Annotated in this window: 13 protein-coding genes; 5 read left to right on the top strand and 8 right to left on the bottom strand. The window is 38.0% G+C overall.

Going from position 1 to position 19,006, the window contains the following annotated elements; genetic code table 11:
• Positions 1 to 134: 134 nt before the first annotated feature.
• Both AC3WV0_RS17590 and AC3WV0_RS17585 read right to left on the bottom strand, forming a co-directional pair.
• Positions 135 to 1,184, bottom strand: coding sequence for a glucokinase (locus AC3WV0_RS17590; protein WP_488847397.1), 1,050 nt, complete (start codon positions 1,182 to 1,184; stop codon positions 135 to 137).
• 114 nt (positions 1,185 to 1,298) lie between these two features.
• The gene (locus AC3WV0_RS17585; RefSeq protein WP_089999697.1) at positions 1,299 to 1,862 is read right to left on the bottom strand and encodes a hypothetical protein; all 564 of its coding nucleotides are present in this window, start codon (positions 1,860 to 1,862) and stop codon (positions 1,299 to 1,301) included.
• Between the two features lie 236 nt (positions 1,863 to 2,098).
• On the opposite strand from AC3WV0_RS17585, the gene AC3WV0_RS17580 reads away from it, so the two are divergent.
• A complete protein-coding gene (locus tag AC3WV0_RS17580) occupies positions 2,099 to 3,478 on the top strand; it encodes a DUF1800 domain-containing protein (RefSeq protein WP_488847396.1) in 1,380 nt (459 codons plus the stop codon).
• A 63-nt stretch (positions 3,479 to 3,541) separates the two neighbouring features.
• Positions 3,542 to 4,726, top strand: coding sequence for a DUF1501 domain-containing protein (locus AC3WV0_RS17575; RefSeq protein WP_488847395.1), 1,185 nt, complete (start codon positions 3,542 to 3,544; stop codon positions 4,724 to 4,726).
• Between the two features lie 56 nt (positions 4,727 to 4,782).
• Here the strand turns inward: AC3WV0_RS17575 and AC3WV0_RS17570 are convergent, their stop codons facing one another.
• From AC3WV0_RS17570 to AC3WV0_RS17560, 3 genes are all read right to left on the bottom strand, one after another.
• Entirely contained in the window at positions 4,783 to 4,923 is a 141-nt protein-coding gene (locus tag AC3WV0_RS17570; RefSeq protein WP_263603736.1) for a hypothetical protein, read from the bottom strand.
• Positions 4,924 to 4,980: 57 nt separating this feature from the next.
• Entirely contained in the window at positions 4,981 to 5,997 is a 1,017-nt protein-coding gene (locus tag AC3WV0_RS17565) for a helix-turn-helix transcriptional regulator (protein ID WP_488847394.1), read from the bottom strand.
• Positions 5,998 to 6,299: 302 nt separating this feature from the next.
• Positions 6,300 to 6,632 carry a HopJ type III effector protein gene (locus AC3WV0_RS17560; RefSeq protein ID WP_488847393.1) on the bottom strand — a complete coding sequence of 111 codons (333 nt, stop codon included), beginning with the start codon at positions 6,630 to 6,632 and terminating at the stop codon, positions 6,300 to 6,302.
• 96 nt (positions 6,633 to 6,728) lie between these two features.
• Here AC3WV0_RS17560 and AC3WV0_RS17555 point away from each other — a divergent pair, with 96 nt between their 5' ends.
• The 3 genes from AC3WV0_RS17555 to AC3WV0_RS17545 all read left to right on the top strand — a co-directional run bounded on the left by AC3WV0_RS17555 (position 6,729) and on the right by AC3WV0_RS17545 (position 10,079).
• Positions 6,729 to 8,111, top strand: a complete 1,383-nt coding sequence (locus tag AC3WV0_RS17555) for an RtcB family protein (RefSeq protein ID WP_488847392.1) — start codon at positions 6,729 to 6,731, stop codon at positions 8,109 to 8,111.
• Between the two features lie 148 nt (positions 8,112 to 8,259).
• Complete coding sequence (locus tag AC3WV0_RS17550; RefSeq protein ID WP_488847391.1) at positions 8,260 to 9,009, top strand: nucleotidyltransferase domain-containing protein; 750 nt, start codon at positions 8,260 to 8,262, stop codon at positions 9,007 to 9,009.
• 11 nt (positions 9,010 to 9,020) lie between these two features.
• Entirely contained in the window at positions 9,021 to 10,079 is a 1,059-nt protein-coding gene (locus tag AC3WV0_RS17545; RefSeq protein WP_488847390.1) for a nucleotidyltransferase domain-containing protein, read from the top strand.
• Positions 10,080 to 10,204: 125 nt separating this feature from the next.
• On the opposite strand, the gene AC3WV0_RS17540 is transcribed toward AC3WV0_RS17545, so the two are convergent.
• The 3 genes from AC3WV0_RS17540 to AC3WV0_RS17530 all read right to left on the bottom strand — a co-directional run bounded on the left by AC3WV0_RS17540 (position 10,205) and on the right by AC3WV0_RS17530 (position 18,818).
• Positions 10,205 to 12,571 (bottom strand): choice-of-anchor L domain-containing protein, encoded by a 2,367-nt coding sequence (locus AC3WV0_RS17540; RefSeq protein ID WP_488847388.1) that lies wholly within the window; start codon positions 12,569 to 12,571, stop codon positions 10,205 to 10,207.
• A gap of 120 nt (positions 12,572 to 12,691) precedes the next feature.
• Positions 12,692 to 16,270, bottom strand: coding sequence for a choice-of-anchor L domain-containing protein (locus AC3WV0_RS17535; protein WP_488847387.1), 3,579 nt, complete (start codon positions 16,268 to 16,270; stop codon positions 12,692 to 12,694).
• Positions 16,271 to 16,442: 172 nt separating this feature from the next.
• Complete coding sequence (locus AC3WV0_RS17530; protein ID WP_488847386.1) at positions 16,443 to 18,818, bottom strand: choice-of-anchor L domain-containing protein; 2,376 nt, start codon at positions 18,816 to 18,818, stop codon at positions 16,443 to 16,445.
• Between the last annotated feature and the right edge of the window lie 188 nt (positions 18,819 to 19,006).

The raw sequence follows: 19,006 nt of genomic DNA, 5'->3' as shown, positions 1-19,006 counted from the left end.
TTGAATAAAAATTATTTGCTTGTTTATTTTTTACTGGTGCAAATGTAGTCAACAAAAATGATAGATTTCATTGATGTATATCAATTAATGCAATAATTTTTATAAATAAAAACTCCGGAAATCCGGAGCTTCAGTTAGTCTTGATAATAAGCGGTGTATAGCGCTGCGCCGTTTAAAGCTGTATTTTCATTTTTATTCAGATAAATAGGAATATTTCTGAGCATTTCTTCCATCTTATCACTGATTTTGAATTTTTCGTAGAACTTATCTTTATCAATATATTCTCTGATCGCCTGAGGAATATCCCCTGAAATCAGTAAACCGCCGGTAGCTTTTATCTTTAAAGTAAGGTTATTGGCTTCTCTTGCAAGAAATTCAATGAAAGTGTCTAATGCGATTTTGCAGATCATCACATCGTCTTCAACTGCAGCTTTGTATAATTCCTGTACAAAATTTCCTTCTGTAAGCCTTTCAGCAAGCCATTCCGGTTCAGGATGCCTTTTCACATCTCTTAAAAAACGGTAAATATTGAAAAGACCTGTTTTAGACAATACATTCTCCCAGCTTACAATACCATAAATGTTATTTAGGAACTGGTAGAATTCTACCTCAACATTAGTTCTCGGAGAAAATTCTGAATGACCCCCTTCCGTTGCGAATGGTCTTATGTATTTTCCATCGAAAAAATATCCGGCTTCTCCAAGACCATTTCCCGGAGCCAGAATCGCCACGTTTCCTTTTTCAAGATTTCCGCTTGTATAGATCGGATCAAGATCACTGTCTTCCAAAAGTCCCATCCCATAAGCCGAAGCTTCCTGGTCATTGAGCATATCTACTCTTTCGAAATCAAAATCTCTTTTAAAATCTTCAACATCGAGATTCCATCCCAGTCTCTCAGGATTACTTTTCCCGTTGATGACAGGTCCCGGAACAGCTAATCCGAGTCTTTTTACATTATCCAGCTGATTATCCTGAATAAATTTTTTCAGAATATCTGCGAAAGAAGCATATTCTTTAGTTGGATACGTATGCTGAATTTTAACTTCAAGACCTCCATCAGCGGATACAAAATAGCCTAAAGTTGTAATATCTTCACGAAGGTTGGCACCAATGATAGAAATGTTATCATTGCCAGCGTTTTTTACTCCTGGTAAATAAAGCGGAAATTTCGGATTCAAAATCATAACCTCAAATTTTATCAAATATAATAATAGTTTTCGTAAATTTTCGTTAGAAATAAAAAACCTTCTCAAAAATTCGAAAAGGTTTGGCTAATAATTGCTTATATTTAAATCTAACTACTTTCCTAAAGGAATATTGTAAGAGAATCCTACCCCAAGGTTACCCACATTGTAGTCCTGATTTGGCAAATCTCCTTTACTTCCTACAAATACTTTCTGGTATTGAACAAAGAAATTCCAGTCCTGATTGTGATACCCGATTTCCGGTTTGATATAAAATCCACCATCCGGTCTGTCAAGTGAAGCATTAGATGCTACTTTGTTATCACCCACCAGGAAACCGTATCCTAAGTCTGTTCCGAAATAAAAACCTGTCTGCTTCGGATAAATTCTGATCAATGCACCTACTGGTACAACGCCTACGTCATTATTATTATACCCGTTGTTGTCTTTTCCAAAATAATGTGTATATCCTGTTGCAATACCCAATCCGAACCCCGGAGTGATCAAATTCTGATAAGCTACATCCACACCCACTGCCATAGAAGTATTATCAGAAGGAACTGCTAAACCAACATTTGCTCCAACTTTGATCATATTATTCATTTGTGCACTTTGGGCACTCAAAGCTCCAGCAGTAAAAATTCCGGCAAATAAAATTGCATGTTTTAACATTTTCATAACTCTGATTTTTAATTTTACTAAGCTGGAAACTGTAAAAATCGTGCCAAGCAAAGTGTTTTTATTCAGATTAACATTGATTAAATCTACAAAAACATGATTGTCAATTCATTAAAATTAAATAAGCGTTTAATTAAATTTTAACAAAAAGGCGAATTACAGTTCAATATTAACAATTCTTAACCGTTATTTATTTTAACCTTATCATATCATCCATATCCAAAATATAAAACATTATGACAATTCCGTCATTTATTAATAACAAACATCTTCTCTGGCGTGCAGGATTTGGTCCAGGAATTAATCAGTTTGAAGATCTGGAAAATAAAGATCACAACGTTTTATTGAATGATTTGTTTAAAGAGGAAACTTTTACTGAAATCGATTATCAGATTTCTGAGACAGAATCGTCGGATTATATGAATGACAAATCTTCTGCAGTGAAGAAAAAGGAAATACAGAAGATCAACCGACAGCAAAACGAAGAACTTAATCTTAATTTCCTGTATAGGATGATTACCAGCGGCGAGCAACTGAGAGAAAAAATGGCGTTTTTCTGGCACGGTCATTTCGCTTCCAGGATACAGAATCCGAAATTTAACAGACAAATCCTGAATGTGATCCGGAAAAATGCGTTGGGAAACTTTAGGGAATTGTTATTTGAAGTCAGTAAAGCGCCGGCAATGTTGAGCTTTCTTAATAATCAACAAAATAAAAAAGACCATCCTAATGAAAATTTTGCAAGGGAAGTCATGGAACTTTTTACAATGGGCAGGGGAAATTATACCGAAAAAGACATCAGAGAGGGGGCCAGAGCTTTTACAGGCTGGGGTTATGATAAAGAAGGAAATTTTGTCGAAAGAAAAAAATTTCATGACGAAGGCAACAAAAATTTTCTTGGTAAAACCGGGAACTTCACGGGAAATGATGTTTTAAATATTATCCTTGAGCAGAAAGCAACCTCCAGGTTTATCACAACAAAAATTTATAAATTTTTTGTAAACGAAAATGCAGATGAAACGATTATCAATACTCTCAGCGAAAACTTTTATCAGTCTGGTTACGATATCAAAAAACTGATGACCGACATCTTCTCAAGTTCATGGTTTTATGATAAAAAAAATATCGGAAACAGAATAAAATCACCGATCGAACTGATGGCAGGAATGATGCGAATGCTTCCGATGAACATTCAAAATCCGGAAAATCTTATTGTTTATCAGAAATTACTTGGGCAGATGCTTCTTTATCCTCCGAATGTGGCCGGATGGCCTACCGGAAAATCCTGGATTGACAGTTCCACATTGATGTTGAGGCTTCAGATTCCGCAAATCTGGTCGGGATTGCGGCCGCTTGATTATCGTCCAAAAGCAGATGATGATATCGATATGGGATTGAAAAACAACACCAATACCTTAACGAAAAAATTCAAGAATCCCAATATCACCATTGACTGGGAACGTGTAGAAAAAATATTTGCCGGAAAAAAAATTGAAGAATATCTGATTCAGAATACCAAATCACTGGATATGAATTCCGTGAAAAGCTTTTCCGACAATAGTGTAAAAATGAACATCATTAATTTAATGTCTACTCCTGAATATCAGTTGATGTAGTTTCAGGTCAGATTTTAGCTAATTGCTGCATAGATCTGCAACCTTAACCTTAACCTTAACCATATGCTAATCAAAAGAAGAGAATTCCTCAAAATAAGCTCACTGGCAACCGCTTCATTATTGATGCCTAACTTTCTTAAGGCAATGACATTTGATGATGCTTTGGAAACTGGTCAGAAGATTCTGATTGTCCTGCAATTTACCGGTGGAAATGATGGACTGAATACAATAATTCCTGTACGGAACGATATTTATTTTAAAGAAAGAAACAATATTGCAATTAAAGACGCTATGTTGTTGAATGACGAAGCAGGTATTAATCCTGCCCTATCCTACTTTAAGGAACTTTATGACAATGGTGAGCTTTCGGTAATGAACAATGTAGGATATCCCAATCCCGACAAATCTCATTTCAGAAGCATGGATATCTGGCATTCCGCGAGCAAAAGTGACGAATATCTTGAAACAGGATGGCTTGGGAGATTTCTGGACGAAGAATGCTACCGCTGCGAACATCCGACACAAGCGCTGGAAGTTGACGACATGCTGAGTTTAGCATTAAAAGGTAAGAATAATAAAGCTTTTGCTTTCAAAGATCCGAAACGATTGTACCAGACCAGCCAGGAAAAATATTTCAAATCACTTTATGACCATCATCATGATGACGAGACAGTTTCCTATCTATACCAGACTTTAGGGTCAACCATTAATAACGCGGAATATATCTTTGATAAAAGTAAAGCGAAAAAAAGCAATCAAACTTACCCGAATTCACAGTTGGGAAAAGATTTTAAAACCGTTGCTTCACTCATTAAATCCGATATCAATACAAGAGTTTATTACCTTTCCATTGGAAGTTTTGACACCCATGTCAATCAGAATGAAAGACAGCAAAAACTCTTTAATGACATTAATGAAGCGGTAAAATCGTTTGTAGCGGATATGAAAAGTAATGGGCTTTTCGACAATATTCTTCTGATGACATTTTCTGAGTTCGGACGGCGTGTAGCCCAAAATGCCAGCAATGGAACCGATCACGGAACGGCCAGTCAAATGTTTTTTATCAGTGGTGGGTTAAAGAAAAAAGGAATTTTAAATCCTGTATCTGATCTTACAAAATTAAACGAAGGAGATCTTATTTATACTGAGGATTTCAGAAAAGTATATGCTACAATTTTGAAAAACTGGCTGAAAGCTGACTCTTCAAAAGTCCTGGGTTGGAAAAATGGCATTTATGATTTTGTGTAAATAAAAAAGAGGCTGTTATGTATCAACGCCTCTTTTTTTCATAATATTTAAATTAACTACTCCCAGTTTTGTACGGGAACCTGTTTTTTATCTTCCGCCGGTTTTTCATCAAATTTTTCAGCGATTTTTTTGATTATAAATTCAATCACCAAAGGTGCTACCACTGCTACCACAGCTTTTAATATTCTAGATTTCATATTATTATTTTTGTGTTTTGGGTAATACAATTTCCAAGCCACAACGACTTTTCTGGTTTAATCTTCTTCAATATTAAGATCCTGATAATTCTTAAATCCGGATTTGAATTTTTCTTCCATTCTCAATCTTAGTTTCCTTGGCTGATGCACTATTAAGCAATCTCCAAATCCCAATAACAAACGCTCCAGCTCATAGTTGATCTGTACACAGATCTTAAACACAGCACCCTTTTCTGTTTCGCTTATAACTTCCTGGCTTTTATGAAGAGGTTTTGTTTTTACGTAAGGCGTGTTGGACGAATCTACAAAGAAAATCACATTGCGGGGCTTCATCGTTTCGGAAACCGTAACGCCTACAATATCCTTAAAATATTCATCCCCCTCCAGATTCCGGTCAATATATTCTGCTTTTTCTTCCTGCTCTATATGTTCCATCCGGTCGAGAGCGAGATTATACATTTTCCCTTTGTATAGGCAGATCAGGAACCAGCGGTTGTTGTATTCTTTTAACAGTTGCGGATGAACGGTAAAAATGTTTGCTTCCCGTGCTGTAAAACTTTTGTACAAAATGCGGAGCACTTTTTTGTTGATAATACTTTCGTAAAGAATATCAATATGCTCAAGACCTTTCAGCTGTTCATTTTTATCCAGATGGATGATCGATTTCTGATGGGTTGAATGAATAGAATCTTCCAGCTTCTGAATCACACCATTCATCTCCTTAAACATCGAAAAATCTTTGAACTGCTTTAAAATCTGAACAGCATTGTTCATCGCTTTCAGATCACTTTCATTCACGGAAATGTTGTGGATGCTGTAATCCGGATCGCTGTAACGGTAATATTTCCGCTCATACACTTCAATCGGAGCCTTATATCCAAATTTTTCACTCCGCATGTTTTGCAGATCAAGCTGTACCGTACGTTTGCTTACGAAAGACTCCTTGCCTTCAAATTCAAACAAAGCTTCCGAACACTCGTCTATGAGATCATCAAGCGTGTATTTCCGGTACTTGTTTTTCAGGCATTTGTCCAGGGTTTTATAGCGGATCAGAGCGTTTTTGTTGGATGACATATTTTATATTTTATTTTGGGCGTGTCCCTCTCCCTTCGCAAAAGTCTTATCATCGGGCCGGGCTGCTTCGGGCTTCACTTCGTTTCGGTTTCGGCTCGGGGCTTCGCCCCGAGCCGAAACTCCTCCTTTCAGTCGGACCCCTCCACATCCCTCACGCGGAACCAGGAACCCCGTGACTTTTACGTTCAACAATAAGAATGAGATTCTTCATTACACTTCGTTTCATTCAGAATGACAACTTCAGGCATCATTGACAGTCTCGAGATTGCTTCGTCACGATATTCCTCGCAATGACTTAAACATTACTTTCTACTCAAAGCCTTTCCTTCAAAAGAAATTCCTTCCCAGCCAAATTCCATGAAGTTTCTGATATTCTGGTGATCGGTACCTTCAGGGTTTTTCAGCACATCTTCCCGGTAAAACTCTCCGAAAAGATTCAGCGTTTCCTGCGCAGAAAGATCATTCAACTGAGCAAAACTGAAAACTTTACACGAACCATTGTTCTGCCCGGCTTCGTTTACGGTATTGCCATTGGTAAATTTTGTCGGCGTAAAATCATAATGTTCATCAATAAAAGCAATAACATCTTTAAACATAATTTGCTCTGATGATTTCTCTAATTGTTCAAATAGCATATCATTTAATTTCTTCAAAAATAATTAAAAAAATTTCATCTACGCAAAAACATTGCACACTTACGTTATTACTTTGCATCAACAAAAGAATAAAACATGGAATTTAACGTAAACAATTTAATCGAATTAGGATACAGACCTGCAAAATGGTTTAAGGAAGCCATCGAATTCATTAACGAAAATAATTTAGACGAAAATCAAATCAAAATATACCTGGAACAATTTAAGCAACCGGAACTCATTCCGCTTCATGAAACGGCAAAAGATTTTATCATCAATATCAGGGCAGAGCATGAAAGCGAAAATGATAACGTAGAAAAAGTAATCAACACCATGAAGGTTTTGATGAAAACACCTACGCTAACTGACGGAGCCATTATGCCAGACGCTTGTCCTACAGGCCCTGCAGGACATATTCCTGTTGGTGGAGTCGTTGTGGCAAAAAATGCCATTCACCCCGGATTTCATTCTGCAGATATCTGCTGTTCGGTAATGCTGACGGATTTTGGAAAAGCGGATCTCAAAGAAGTCTTGGATGCAGCGCATTCGGTGACCCATTTCGGATATGGAGGAAGGCCGAGAGGTGAACAAATGCCGATGTCACAGGAACTGATGGATGCCTTCCGGGAAAATGATTTTCTGAATGATGAAAAACTGATCAGCATTGCCCGTTCACATATGGGTACGCAGGGCGATGGGAATCATTTCCTGTTTGTCGGAATTTCCAAAAATACCGGAAATACGATGCTGGTAACTCACCACGGATCCAGAGCTCCGGGAGCTGCCCTTTACGATAAAGGAATGAAAGTGGCCAACAGGTTCAGAATGGAAATCTCACCGGAAACATTAAAAGAAAATGCCTGGATTCCGTATGAAACTGAGGAAGGAAAATCTTACTGGGAAGCTTTACAGCTAATCAGAAAATGGACAAAAGAAAACCATATATCCATTCACGATGCTGTTTTAAATAAACTGGAAATTGAAAAAGAAGACCGATATTGGAACGAACATAACTTTGTTTTCAGAGATGGTGATTTGTTCTACCATGCAAAGGGAGCAACACCATTGGATGATAAATTCTTACCGGATATTACAGGTCCAAGACTAATTCCACTGAATATGGCAGAACCTGTTTTGATCGTAAAAGGAACAACCAATGAAAGAAACCTTGGTTTTGCACCTCACGGGGCGGGAAGAAATTTCAGCAGAACACAACATAAAAAATCATTGGCTCACAAAACCATTGAGGAAGTTTTTGCAGAAGAAACCAGAGGTCTGGATGTGCGTTTCTTCACCAATGAAATTGATATTTCCGAGCTTCCAACCGCTTATAAAAGTGCAAAAAATGTTCGTGCGCAGATCGAAGAATACGGTTTATGCGAAGTATTGGATGAAGTGATGCCGTACGGGTGTATCATGGCGGGTGACGTTCAAAAAAATGCACCTTGGAAGAAAAAGAAGAAGTTTAGAAAAGCTTAAACTTTTAACACTAAAATTTAATTGTAATATTCTGCAATATATTATTTACCATTCTTAAGGATTTAATAAAAAAATTAGATTTCTTAGAATGAAAAAGTTTAAGTTTAAAATAATTATAATCATTACAATTATCAAAAATTAAAAAGAAATGACCTCAAAAATATTAGAAAAGTTAAAAGAAATAGAGAAAAAGCGTGGTATAGAAATACTTCTTGCCGTAGAATCAGGAAGCAGGGCGTGGGGGTTTGTTTCGCCCGACAGTGATTATGATATACGTTTTATATATCGACATGAAAAAGACTGGTATCTTTCACCATGGGACAAGGATGAAACCATAGAATTCATGACTGAAGATGATTTGGATGGTTCCGGATGGGATTTGAGAAAAACTTTTCATTTATTATTGAAATCAAATGCGGCTTTATTAAGTTGGTTTTATTCACCTATCGTATATGTAAAAAATGAAAAATTTCATGAATTATTTAAACCATTAGCAGATCAGTGCTTTTCTCCGATAGCAACTTCTTACCATTATCTGAACATGAGCAAAAAATATCTGGAAGCATGCAGAATTAATGAAGTAAAGCTAAAATCTTATTTTTATTGTCTTCGTACTGCATTAACAGGCAAATGGATCTTGGAAAAAGGAACCATTCCACCCGTTTTATTCAGCGAATTGCTGGTTTTGGTAGATGACTGCAACAGAAAAAAAATAAAAAACCTCATTACCTTAAAAGCAACTAAAGGAGAATCGTACTACCATAAGAACGATTGGGAACTTTTTAGATTTTTAGAAGAAATCATATTATATAACGAGGAAAGAGCAAAGAGTTTAAAAGGTGGAAAGTCAGATAAAATAGAAATGGAAAGAATCTTCAGGGAAGTATTACATTTATAAATACATTAATTATGACCATACCAACTTTAAAATCTAGCAACTGTATCCTTTTCGAAGCCATCTCCGGAAGCCGCGCTTTCGGATTGGCGACGGAAAACTCGGATACGGATATCCGGGGAGTATATTATTTGCCGAAAGAAGATTTTTTTGGACTAAACTATATCCCGCAGATTTCCAATGAAACGAATGATATTACCTATTACGAAATTGGAAGATTTGTAGAATTATTGCATAAAAATAACCCAAATATTCTGGAAATTCTTGCCAGTCCGGAAGATTGTATTTTACATAAAAATCCGCTGATAAATCTTTTGAAGCCTGAAGATTTTCTATCCAAACTCTGTAAAGATACATTTGCAGGCTACGCCATTTCACAGATCAAAAAAGCAAAAGGGCTAAACAAAAAAATACTCAATCCTGTTGATAAAGAAAGAAAGTCGATTCTTGATTTTTGTTATATACTACAGAATCAGGGCTCGGTTCCATTGAAAAAATGGCTTTTAGTAAACAGGAGAGCTCAAGAAAAATGTGGTTTAGTTAACATAAATAATACCAAAGGGATATTTGCACTTTTCTACGATGAATTGGGAGATTTGAATTATAAAGGGATTATACGAAACGACGAGGCAAATCAGGTTTCAGTTTCTTCTGTTCCGAAAGAGGAAAGGCCACTCGCTTATTTATTTTGTAACCTAGATGCTTACTCCATTTATTGCAAGGATTACCGCGAGTACTGGAAATGGGTAGCTGAACGTAATGAAGACCGCTATAATGTCAATCAGCAGCATGGGCACAATTACGATAGTAAAAATATGATGCATACCATTCGTTTACTGCAGACCTGTGAACAAATTTTCAAAACAAATTCTCTGAATATCCGTGTGGAAAATCGTGACGAATTATTAGAAATTAAAGCAGGAAACTGGTCATATGATGCGGTCATGAAAAAAGCAGAAGATTTAATAAAATCTATAGAATATAACTATTCATATTCAAAGCTTCCTGAATTTCCAGATAGTAAAAAAACAACAAAAACATTGGTTGAAATTCGTGAGCTTATTTATGGATAATTTGATTAAACAGTACAAAGAAAAATAGCATTTTATCTACAATTTTCATTAACATTATTAAAAAACCCTCAAAAGCAATGCTTTTGAGGGTTTTATTTCAATTAGTTAATAATCAATATTTGAGATTATTCTCTGTTTTTAAGCATGATCCAACCAGACTGGCTCATATTAGTTTTTGATTTCGGATAATCAAAGTTGAATTTATACCAATATGTTGCTGTCGGTAATTTTTTACCTCCTACTGTACCATCCCATACAGGCGTTTGTTTCGAGAATCTGAACATTTCACTACCATATCGATCGTAAACAGATCCCGTAAAGTTATTAAATCCTCCAAGGGCAGTAAGATCAAGAGTATCATTCACTCCATCCTGGTTCGGCGTAATAACATTTCTTACATGGAAGGTAAAGAATTCTAATGCTCCTACACAATGTGTACCTACTGATCTTACCTGAATATGGTATGTCGCATTGTCCTGAAGACCTGTAAACACATTAGAAGGCTGCCAAGAGATCCCCCCATCAATAGAATATTCTGCAGTCTGAGGAATATTATTGATCATCGGAATTTCTGCCGTAATCGTAAGGGTGTTATTGCTGTAATCAAGATTTGTAACAAAAGGAGAAGCAGCACCCATTACATGAACAGTAAATGTTTTTTCACAATACCCATTATTAATCTTTACACTGTAAACACCCCATTGATCTACATTGATGGTCTGTGTAATTTCACCTGTACTCCAAAGATAAGTATAGTTAGGTCCTGCTCCGGCGTCAAGGGTAACTCTGTCGCCCTGGCACATTTCAACATCTCTCAGTGGAGAGGTAAGTTCCGGTACAACTTCTACAGTAATAGTGGCAGGAGTTAATGATTTACATCCTTTGGTTCCTAAAGAATATACAGAGAAAGTTGTTGTATTATAAACTGTTGCAGTCTGCGTGTTTCCTGTTCCCTGGAAATTAGCCCATTCGTAAGTAACACCACCGGTTGCCGTAAGCTCCACCTGAGTTCCCGGACAAACCTTAATTTTTGATGCAACCAAACTTACTGTCGGAGTTGCTTCTTTCAACAAGGTTAATTCAACCATTTTGCTACAGAAGCCTCCATTCGAAACAACAACATAAAGGATCTGGCCATCGTTACCATTATAATGTAAAACATCCTGGATATAGTCGTTATTTTGAGCGATAGCATCGTCCTGATCTTCATAAAAATGGAACACAGCCCCAGTAGTTGTGCTGATTGACGGCATCGCACTCGTTAGATCAAACCAAGTAACATCCGGTGTTGTACAAAGCAGTAAAGAAGCATCAACCGCTGCAGGTGTTGTTCCTCCGTTAATTTTAATATTGGCTTTTCCCGGACAAGGATTACCTGGGAATGATACCTGAATTTCATAATTACCCGGCTGGGTAGCGGTAATTGTAGGTGTAGTAGCACCCTGTATTGCAGTTCCGTTGTAGAACCATTGATACGTCATATTCGGATCGCTTACAGAAGCTGTAATTACCTGAGGAATGTTATCACAAACATTGATTTCTTCCGGTAACGTTGCACCTGAAGGATCTAATAATTCAACACCGATATTGAAAGAGCCCCCTTCCAGGAATACTGCAGAGTCAAATCCTGAATCACCTGCATCTGCTAAAACCATTTTGAAGTGATAAGCCACACCAGGCGTAACTGTTGCTGTAGCAGTAAGAGGCGTAGTTCTTCCAATAAGATTGGTTTCGATATTAGCCGTATTTAAGCCACCAAAAAACTGAGCGTTAATGGGGCCACATGAAAAGCCGTTTCCATCAGGTACAATATTAGTAGCACTTACGGGTCCTGTTCCAGGAGGCGGCAAAACGGCCATATTTACATAAGGTCCTCCGGATACTGGTCTCAATAACAGAGCAAACGCATCAGAATAACCCGAGCACGGGAAGTTTGAAGTATATTCTTCAGAAGCAAATAAGTAGTTAAATTTTACCTGGGAAGATGTGGGCACAAAGTCAAACTCCAGCACTACGGCATCATACAAGGGTTTTGTAGGGTTAGTGGCTGCTACAAGATCCGGATCGCTTCCTGTAGGTAAATCATCTCCTAAGGTACCACTTATAAAGCTATTACCTGCTTTGTTTGCATAACCTGTAGAAAGCACAATACCATCTTTAAACGGAAAATTGGTCGTCCCTTTATGAAAATAGCCCCACGATCTTTGTGCATTACTTGCCGGTAAATTCGGACTTACCTGAACATTGGATACATTTGGAGTAACACATGAGTTTGTGCCGGACGAAATTAAAACATCTTTTACCAGCTGCAAAGGTGTATAAGCTGATTCCGGATAGGTAGCTGCATTTACATCAATAAAAGCACCCGCTTTCATGGTTAAATTAGATGCCTTTTCTTTTTGAGGCTTTCTTGGAGTATTAATACTTTGTGAATAAAAGAGACTCGACGACGAGACCGCAATTAAAGAAAACAATAGTAGGTATCTCTTCATAAATAAATTGTTTCAACAAATTTAATTTATTTTTATAAATACTACATATACATTTAACATTTTTATATTGAAAAAGCAAATTAACCTCCCAAATTGAGAGGTTAACATAATTTATAATCGTTAATTTCTATTTTTCAACAAAATCCATCCACTACGCTGCTCGAGCTTTTTACTGGCGGGGTTTTCCCACTGTACACGGTACCAGTAAGTAGCCGTTGGAAGTATAAGCGTTCCTTTAAGCAAACCATTCCAGCTTGTTTCGTTTTTGCTGGCCTTGAAAACTTCCTGTCCGTACCTGTCGAATATAGAAGCCGCAAAGTTGTTGTACTGACTGATTCCGGAAAAATCTACTTTATCGTTCTTCCCATCAGAATTCGGAGTGATCGCGTTTATCACGACAAATGTGAAGAATGACAGTGTAGTTCCGCACTTGGCATCTTTTACCCTAACCATAAGATTGTAATTGGCATTATCCAGAATATTGTAGAAAATATTTGAAGCCTGCCACGTCACCCCTCCGTCTACAGAATATTCTAAACTACCGCCAGTAGGGTTTGTTGCTGATAATGTTAAAACATGATTATCATAAGCCACATTGCTGAATTGAGGAAGCGTAGGGTTGATCAGCTGAGCACTGAATACTTTAGAACACGTACCATTACTGATCGTTACAGAGTATGTACCTGGTGTATTCACAGATATCGTCTGTGTAGTAGCCCCTGTATTCCAAAGGTATGTATAGTTTAGTCCGGAACCGGCATCCAGAATTCCTGAATCACCTACGCAGGCATATACATCTTTTAATGTCGACTCAATAGCAGGAACCACCTGAATGGTAATTGATGTAGGATTATCTACCTTACAGCCATTTCCACCTAAGGCATATACAGAATATATCGTAGTAGCCGTTGGAGATACCACCTGGGTATTTCCATTACCCGGCAAGCCTACCCATTCATAGGTAACCCCGCCGGAAGCAGTTAATGTAACGGATTCACCTGCACAAATCTTGGATTTCGATGCTGCGAGTACCGCGACAGGTGGCCCGACTACGATCGTAATCGTGGCTGTATTTGATGATACACATCCATTTGCTCCTACCGCTGTAACCGTATAAACCGTAGTATTAGAAGGAGATACTGTCTGAGTACTTCCATTACCCGGAAGAGTTCCCCAGTTATAAGTAGCCCCTCCGGAAGCTGTTAATGTAACAGATTCTCCAGGACAGATTTGCAATACCGGCGCTGTAACGCTTACTACAGGAGGCGTAGTATTCTGTATTACGGTTACATTTGCCGTATATGAACAGTTTAAATTTCCAGGTTGATTAACATTCGTTACTGTTAATGTGTAAACACCACCTGCACTTACAACAGGCGTTAATGTATTAGCTCCTGAAACAATATTTCCTCCTCCGGTTGCCGTCCATGCAATAGTAGAACCCGTAGGAATCACAGAAGCAGATGCATTTAATGTTATTTGTGATGTTGTACAGGTGATTTGCTGAGGTTGAGCAATCGTTAAAGTAGTTTCAGGGGTTGCCAGAAGCTGTAAGTTCACAACATATCGACATCCACCGCTGACAACGAGAACGTAGATTGTCTGGTTTCCTGCACTGTTGAATGATGTCGTATTATTTATAGTGTTGGTATTCCCGGCATTAGCATCTGCAACATTTAAGTAATAGGAGAATGTAACACCTGGAGCTGATGTGATCTGAGACTGTGCCTCCGTTAAATTATAATTAATTCCCCCTGCCTGATAACATTTAAATAAAGTAGCATTCTGAACGGTAATCGGCTGAGAAACCTGTATCGTAACCGTTGCTGGTGTTTGAGACACGCATCCGTTTGCACCAACAGCTGTAACAGTATACGTAGTTGTGGTCGTTGGTGAAACAGTTTGGGTACTTCCGTTACCGGTAAGGCCAACCCAGTTATAGGTAGCTCCGCCGGACGCCGTTAACGTAACAGATTCACCGGAACATATTAAAACTTTAGAAGCCGTTAAGCCCGTAGTCGGTGGAGCGCTGTCACCGGTTACAGTAACGTTTGCTGTTCCTGTACACGTTAAATTTCCCGGCTGATATGTATTTGAAATCGTTAATGTGTAAACTCCCGCCGTATTTACAACCGGATTCAGGGTATTTGCGCCGGAAACAATATTTCCGTTTGTTGTTGTCCATGCAAATGTAGAACCTGCAGGATATGTTGATGCTGAAGCATTCAGTGTGATCTGTGAATTTGTACAGGTCAAGACCGGTGGTGTAGCAATACTTGCGGTTATCTGTGGAGCTTTAACTAATTGTAATTGCGCAACTTTTGAACAGAATCCTGTTTTAACGAGCACATATACGGTCTGGCCAGCACTTGGGAAAGCCGTAGTATTTGTAATCGTATTGCCATTACCAGCTAACGCGTCTGACTGATTAAGATAATAAGCAAAAGTAGCACCTGGTGTTGTACTTATCGAGGTTTGAGCAGTGGTAAGATTAAATGTTGCATTTCCCTGCGTGTAACATGCGGTGAGCGTTGCATTCTGTACGGTTGGCGAAGTTCCGCCCACAATTGTTACAGAAGCTGTTCCCGGACATGTATTTCCCGGTAAAAATACCTGAACGGTATACACTCCCGGCTGTGTTGCGGTATAAGATGAACCAGTCGCTCCAGGGATAGGATTATTTCCCAATAACCATTGATACGTAGCCCCACCTCCCTGAACTGAAGCTGTAAGAACCTGCGGCGCATTGTCACATACATTAATGGATGAAGGCAGTTCTACTCCGGCAGGGTTTAAAATCTGAACACCAATATCAAAAGATCCCGCTTCAAGAAAAACTGCAGAATCGAAATTTGAATCCTGATAATCTGCCAAGACCATTTTAAAATGGTAGGTCTGACCGGGAATTACTGTTGCAGTTGCTGTTAAAGGAACTGTACGTCCGTCAAAATTGGTTTCAATCTGAGGATTATTCATTCCCGCAAAATACTGAACGTTTTTAGGGCCGCAAGGCAAGTTGGCAGGAATGATATTGGTAACGCTTACAGGCTCACCACTTGGAAGCAATGCTAAATTGGTATAAGAAGGATCTCCTACTTTTTTAAGTAATAATGCAAAACCGTCCGAGATATTACATGTAAAATTACTCTGATATTCTTTAGACGCAAACAGATACCTGAAGGTCACTTTTGTGGAAGCCGGCACAAAATCAAATTCTATATAGGTTGCATCTCTTAAATTTGTGTTATTTACATTCAGGGCTGTTGCGAGATCGGGATCACCTCCTGAAGGAAGCGCATCACTTAAAGTTCCCTGAAAATTATTTCCTGTCTTTCTGGCATATCCTGTTGTAAGGACGATACCTTTTGCAAATGGAAAATTGGTTGCTGCTTTATTAAAATATCCCCAACTTCTGTTTTGATCGGTAACTGCTAAATTCGGAGAAACAACCACATTGCTCACGTTGGCAGCGGAACATGTGGAACCACCACTGATAAGAACGTCTTTTACCAATTGTGTAATACTGTAATTTGATTCTGGATATCCGGCGGCATTTACATCAATAAAAGCTCCTGCTTTCATACTCTGAGCGGTAGGTTTTTTAACAATACCTTTGCTCTGCCTGTCCTGAGCAACAAAGCATTGTGTAAAAATTAAAAGCAAAGCCAAAAGTAAATTTCTTGTCCTCCTATTTAACATTTTTATATTATTTTAAACAAAAATACTATTTTTTTTGATTGAATATCAATTCAGCATAAATTACATTATTACTAATACAATACGGCTGATTTTAAAATATGAATTCAATTATATTTAACAACGAAAAAAAGACCAACAAATTGTCGGTCTTTCTTTGAATATTGATATTGTCTTATTCTATATTTTTAAGTAAAATCCATCCTGTTTTCAAGGCTGGTTTTTTACTTGCCGGATCTTCAAAACTCACCTGATACCAATATGATGAAGTCGGCAGACGTTTTCCCTGGAAGTAACCATCCCAGTATGGCTGAAGGCCACTTGCTTTATATACTTCTTTTCCATAACGGTCGAAGATGGATGCTTTGAAATCCTTATTCTGATTTACACCTCTGAAATCAATAATATCATTAATATTATCACCATTTGGCGTGATTACATTCTGCATAACAAAAGTGAAATATTCCAGGAATCCTACACAGCTTGTTTTCTTTACTCTTACTCTGATCGATACAACTGTATTTCTCGGTACATTACTGAATGTATTTGAATTCTGCCATGTAAGCCCATTGTCTATAGAGTATTCCAGTGGTCCGTTACTTGGATTGCTCGCAGTAAGGATCATGGTACCGTTTTCATTATAGTTTACATCGATAATTTCAGGAATAATAGCCTGGATTACCTGTGTTGTATATACTTTAGAACAAACACCATTGTTTATTGTTACGGAATATGTTCCCGGAGTTCCTACTGAAATCGTCTGTGAAGTATCTCCTGTATTCCACAGATAAGTATAATTTGGTCCTGCTCCTGCATCCAGTGTAATGACATCACTCTGACAGATCATTCCACCTGAAAGATTTGACGTAATTGCAGGAACGACTTCTATGGTAATGGATGCCGGCTGTAGGGATTTACATCCCTGTGCGCCGATTGCATAAACAGAATATGTTGTTGTCTGAGTCGGAGAAACAGTACGCGTAGCACCCGTTACTGATGAACCCGTCCATTCATAAGTCACTCCGTTTGCAGCAGTTAAAGTGGTAGATTCTCCTAAGCAAATTTTCATCTTGGTAGCCGTAAGCTGAGCAACAGGTGTTGCTTCTTTCTTCAACGTTAATGTAACTAATTTGCTGCAAAATGCTCCATTGGAAACTACAACATAGAGCACCTGTCCGTCGGTACCGCTGTAATTGCTTACTGCAGCATCGCTCAGATAATTGTTGTTTTGAGCAACAGCATCTGCCTGATTAACATAATAATGTAAAACAGCGCTTGTAGAAGTCGTGATCAAAGTTTTTGCATCATTTAAATTAAATGCAGAAACAGAAGGCGTTGTACAAAGCTTTAAAGTAGCATTTTGGGCCGGCGGTGTAGTTCCTCCCACGATGGTAATAACCGCAGAAGCAGGACACTGATTCCCCGGAACTGCAACTTTCACCTCATAAGCACCTGGAGAAGTTGCCGTATAAGAAATATTGGTAGCCCCATTGATGGCAACTCCGTCTTTATACCACTGGAATGTCATTCCCGGCGCTGCAGTAAGCAATGCTGTCAATACTTGTGGTGTATTGTCACACATATTTACCGTATCCGGCAAAACAACTCCGTTTTGATCTACAATTTTAATCCCGATATCGAAAGATCCTCCTTCAAGAAAAACAGCAGAATCTAATCGTTGGTCAGTATAATCGGATAATACCATTTTAAAATGATAAGCAACCCCCGGCGTTACATCGGCAATTGCAGTTAGAGGCACTACTCTACCATTATAGTTGGTTTCAATACTTGAAGTATTATATCCTCCGAAAAAGGCAACATTAGGTGCACCGCACCCCATATCACTTCCAGTAAAACTGTTCTGAGGGTGAATATTGGTAACACTTACAGGACCTCCTGCCCCAGGAAGAATAGCTATATTAGTATAAGGACCTCCTGCTACCGGCTTTATAAGTAAAGCAAAAGCATCTGAGAAACTACAAGGAAAAAATCCGGAATATTCTTCTGATGCAAAGATATAATTGAATTTTACCTGATTGGAGTTGGGTACAAAATCAAATTCTAAAGCGACAGCATCTCTTTGACTACCTATATTGGTATTTGTAGCAGCAGCAAGGTCGGCATCTCCGCTCATTGAAATTGTTCCTTCAAGATCTGAGGAAATCGCCGTATTCCCAGCTTGCCTAGCGTATCCTGTAGTTAAAACAATTCCATCTTCAAATGGAAAATTGGTGGTACCCTTATGAAAATATCCCCAAAATCTATTGTTGTTGGTAACTGGCTGATCCGGACTTATCGTTACGTTATTCACACTCGGTGTTGCACAGCTTGACTGTCCGTTAATAAGAACCTGTTGAACCAGCTGTTGTGGTGTATAAGATGATTGTGTATAAGATGCCACATTTACATCAATAAAAGCACCCGCTTTCATACTTTCAGAGGTCAGCTTCACTTTACCATTTTTTCTGGACGCCTTTTGAGCGATGGCAGACCCCGAAACAAAAAGCAATACTAAAAATAAGAAGTAGTTTTTTAGTCTATAATTTAACATTTTGTTGTTGTTTGTTCAAAAATAATAATTTTATGATTAAATTTTATTAAAAAACAGAAAGATTTATGTTAAAAATTCAATCTGTTCGATAATTCATAACATATCAGATAATATATCTGCAATAATAAAAAAAAGACTAAATTTTTATCAGTCTTTTTTTAGAGTTATTTCGTCAAAACTACAATTTT

The sequence above is a fragment of the Chryseobacterium sp. 27AL genome (assembly GCF_057815395.1).
This window is presented reverse-complemented; position numbering and strand designations above follow the sequence as displayed.

What these genes read in the sequence shown, in the direction of transcription:
- AC3WV0_RS17590 (WP_488847397.1), bottom strand. Translation starts at nt 1,184, where the DNA reads ATGATTTTGAATCCGAAATTTCCGCTTTATTTACCAGGAGTAAAAAAC.
- AC3WV0_RS17585 (WP_089999697.1), bottom strand. Translation starts at nt 1,862, where the DNA reads ATGAAAATGTTAAAACATGCAATTTTATTTGCCGGAATTTTTACTGCT.
- AC3WV0_RS17580 (WP_488847396.1), top strand. Translation starts at nt 2,099, where the DNA reads ATGACAATTCCGTCATTTATTAATAACAAACATCTTCTCTGGCGTGCA.
- AC3WV0_RS17575 (WP_488847395.1), top strand. Translation starts at nt 3,542, where the DNA reads ATGCTAATCAAAAGAAGAGAATTCCTCAAAATAAGCTCACTGGCAACC.
- AC3WV0_RS17570 (WP_263603736.1), bottom strand. Translation starts at nt 4,923, where the DNA reads ATGAAATCTAGAATATTAAAAGCTGTGGTAGCAGTGGTAGCACCTTTG.
- AC3WV0_RS17565 (WP_488847394.1), bottom strand. Translation starts at nt 5,997, where the DNA reads ATGTCATCCAACAAAAACGCTCTGATCCGCTATAAAACCCTGGACAAA.
- AC3WV0_RS17560 (WP_488847393.1), bottom strand. Translation starts at nt 6,632, where the DNA reads ATGCTATTTGAACAATTAGAGAAATCATCAGAGCAAATTATGTTTAAA.
- AC3WV0_RS17555 (WP_488847392.1), top strand. Translation starts at nt 6,729, where the DNA reads ATGGAATTTAACGTAAACAATTTAATCGAATTAGGATACAGACCTGCA.
- AC3WV0_RS17550 (WP_488847391.1), top strand. Translation starts at nt 8,260, where the DNA reads ATGACCTCAAAAATATTAGAAAAGTTAAAAGAAATAGAGAAAAAGCGT.
- AC3WV0_RS17545 (WP_488847390.1), top strand. Translation starts at nt 9,021, where the DNA reads ATGACCATACCAACTTTAAAATCTAGCAACTGTATCCTTTTCGAAGCC.
- AC3WV0_RS17540 (WP_488847388.1), bottom strand. Translation starts at nt 12,571, where the DNA reads ATGAAGAGATACCTACTATTGTTTTCTTTAATTGCGGTCTCGTCGTCG.
- AC3WV0_RS17535 (WP_488847387.1), bottom strand. Translation starts at nt 16,270, where the DNA reads ATGTTAAATAGGAGGACAAGAAATTTACTTTTGGCTTTGCTTTTAATT.
- AC3WV0_RS17530 (WP_488847386.1), bottom strand. Translation starts at nt 18,818, where the DNA reads ATGTTAAATTATAGACTAAAAAACTACTTCTTATTTTTAGTATTGCTT.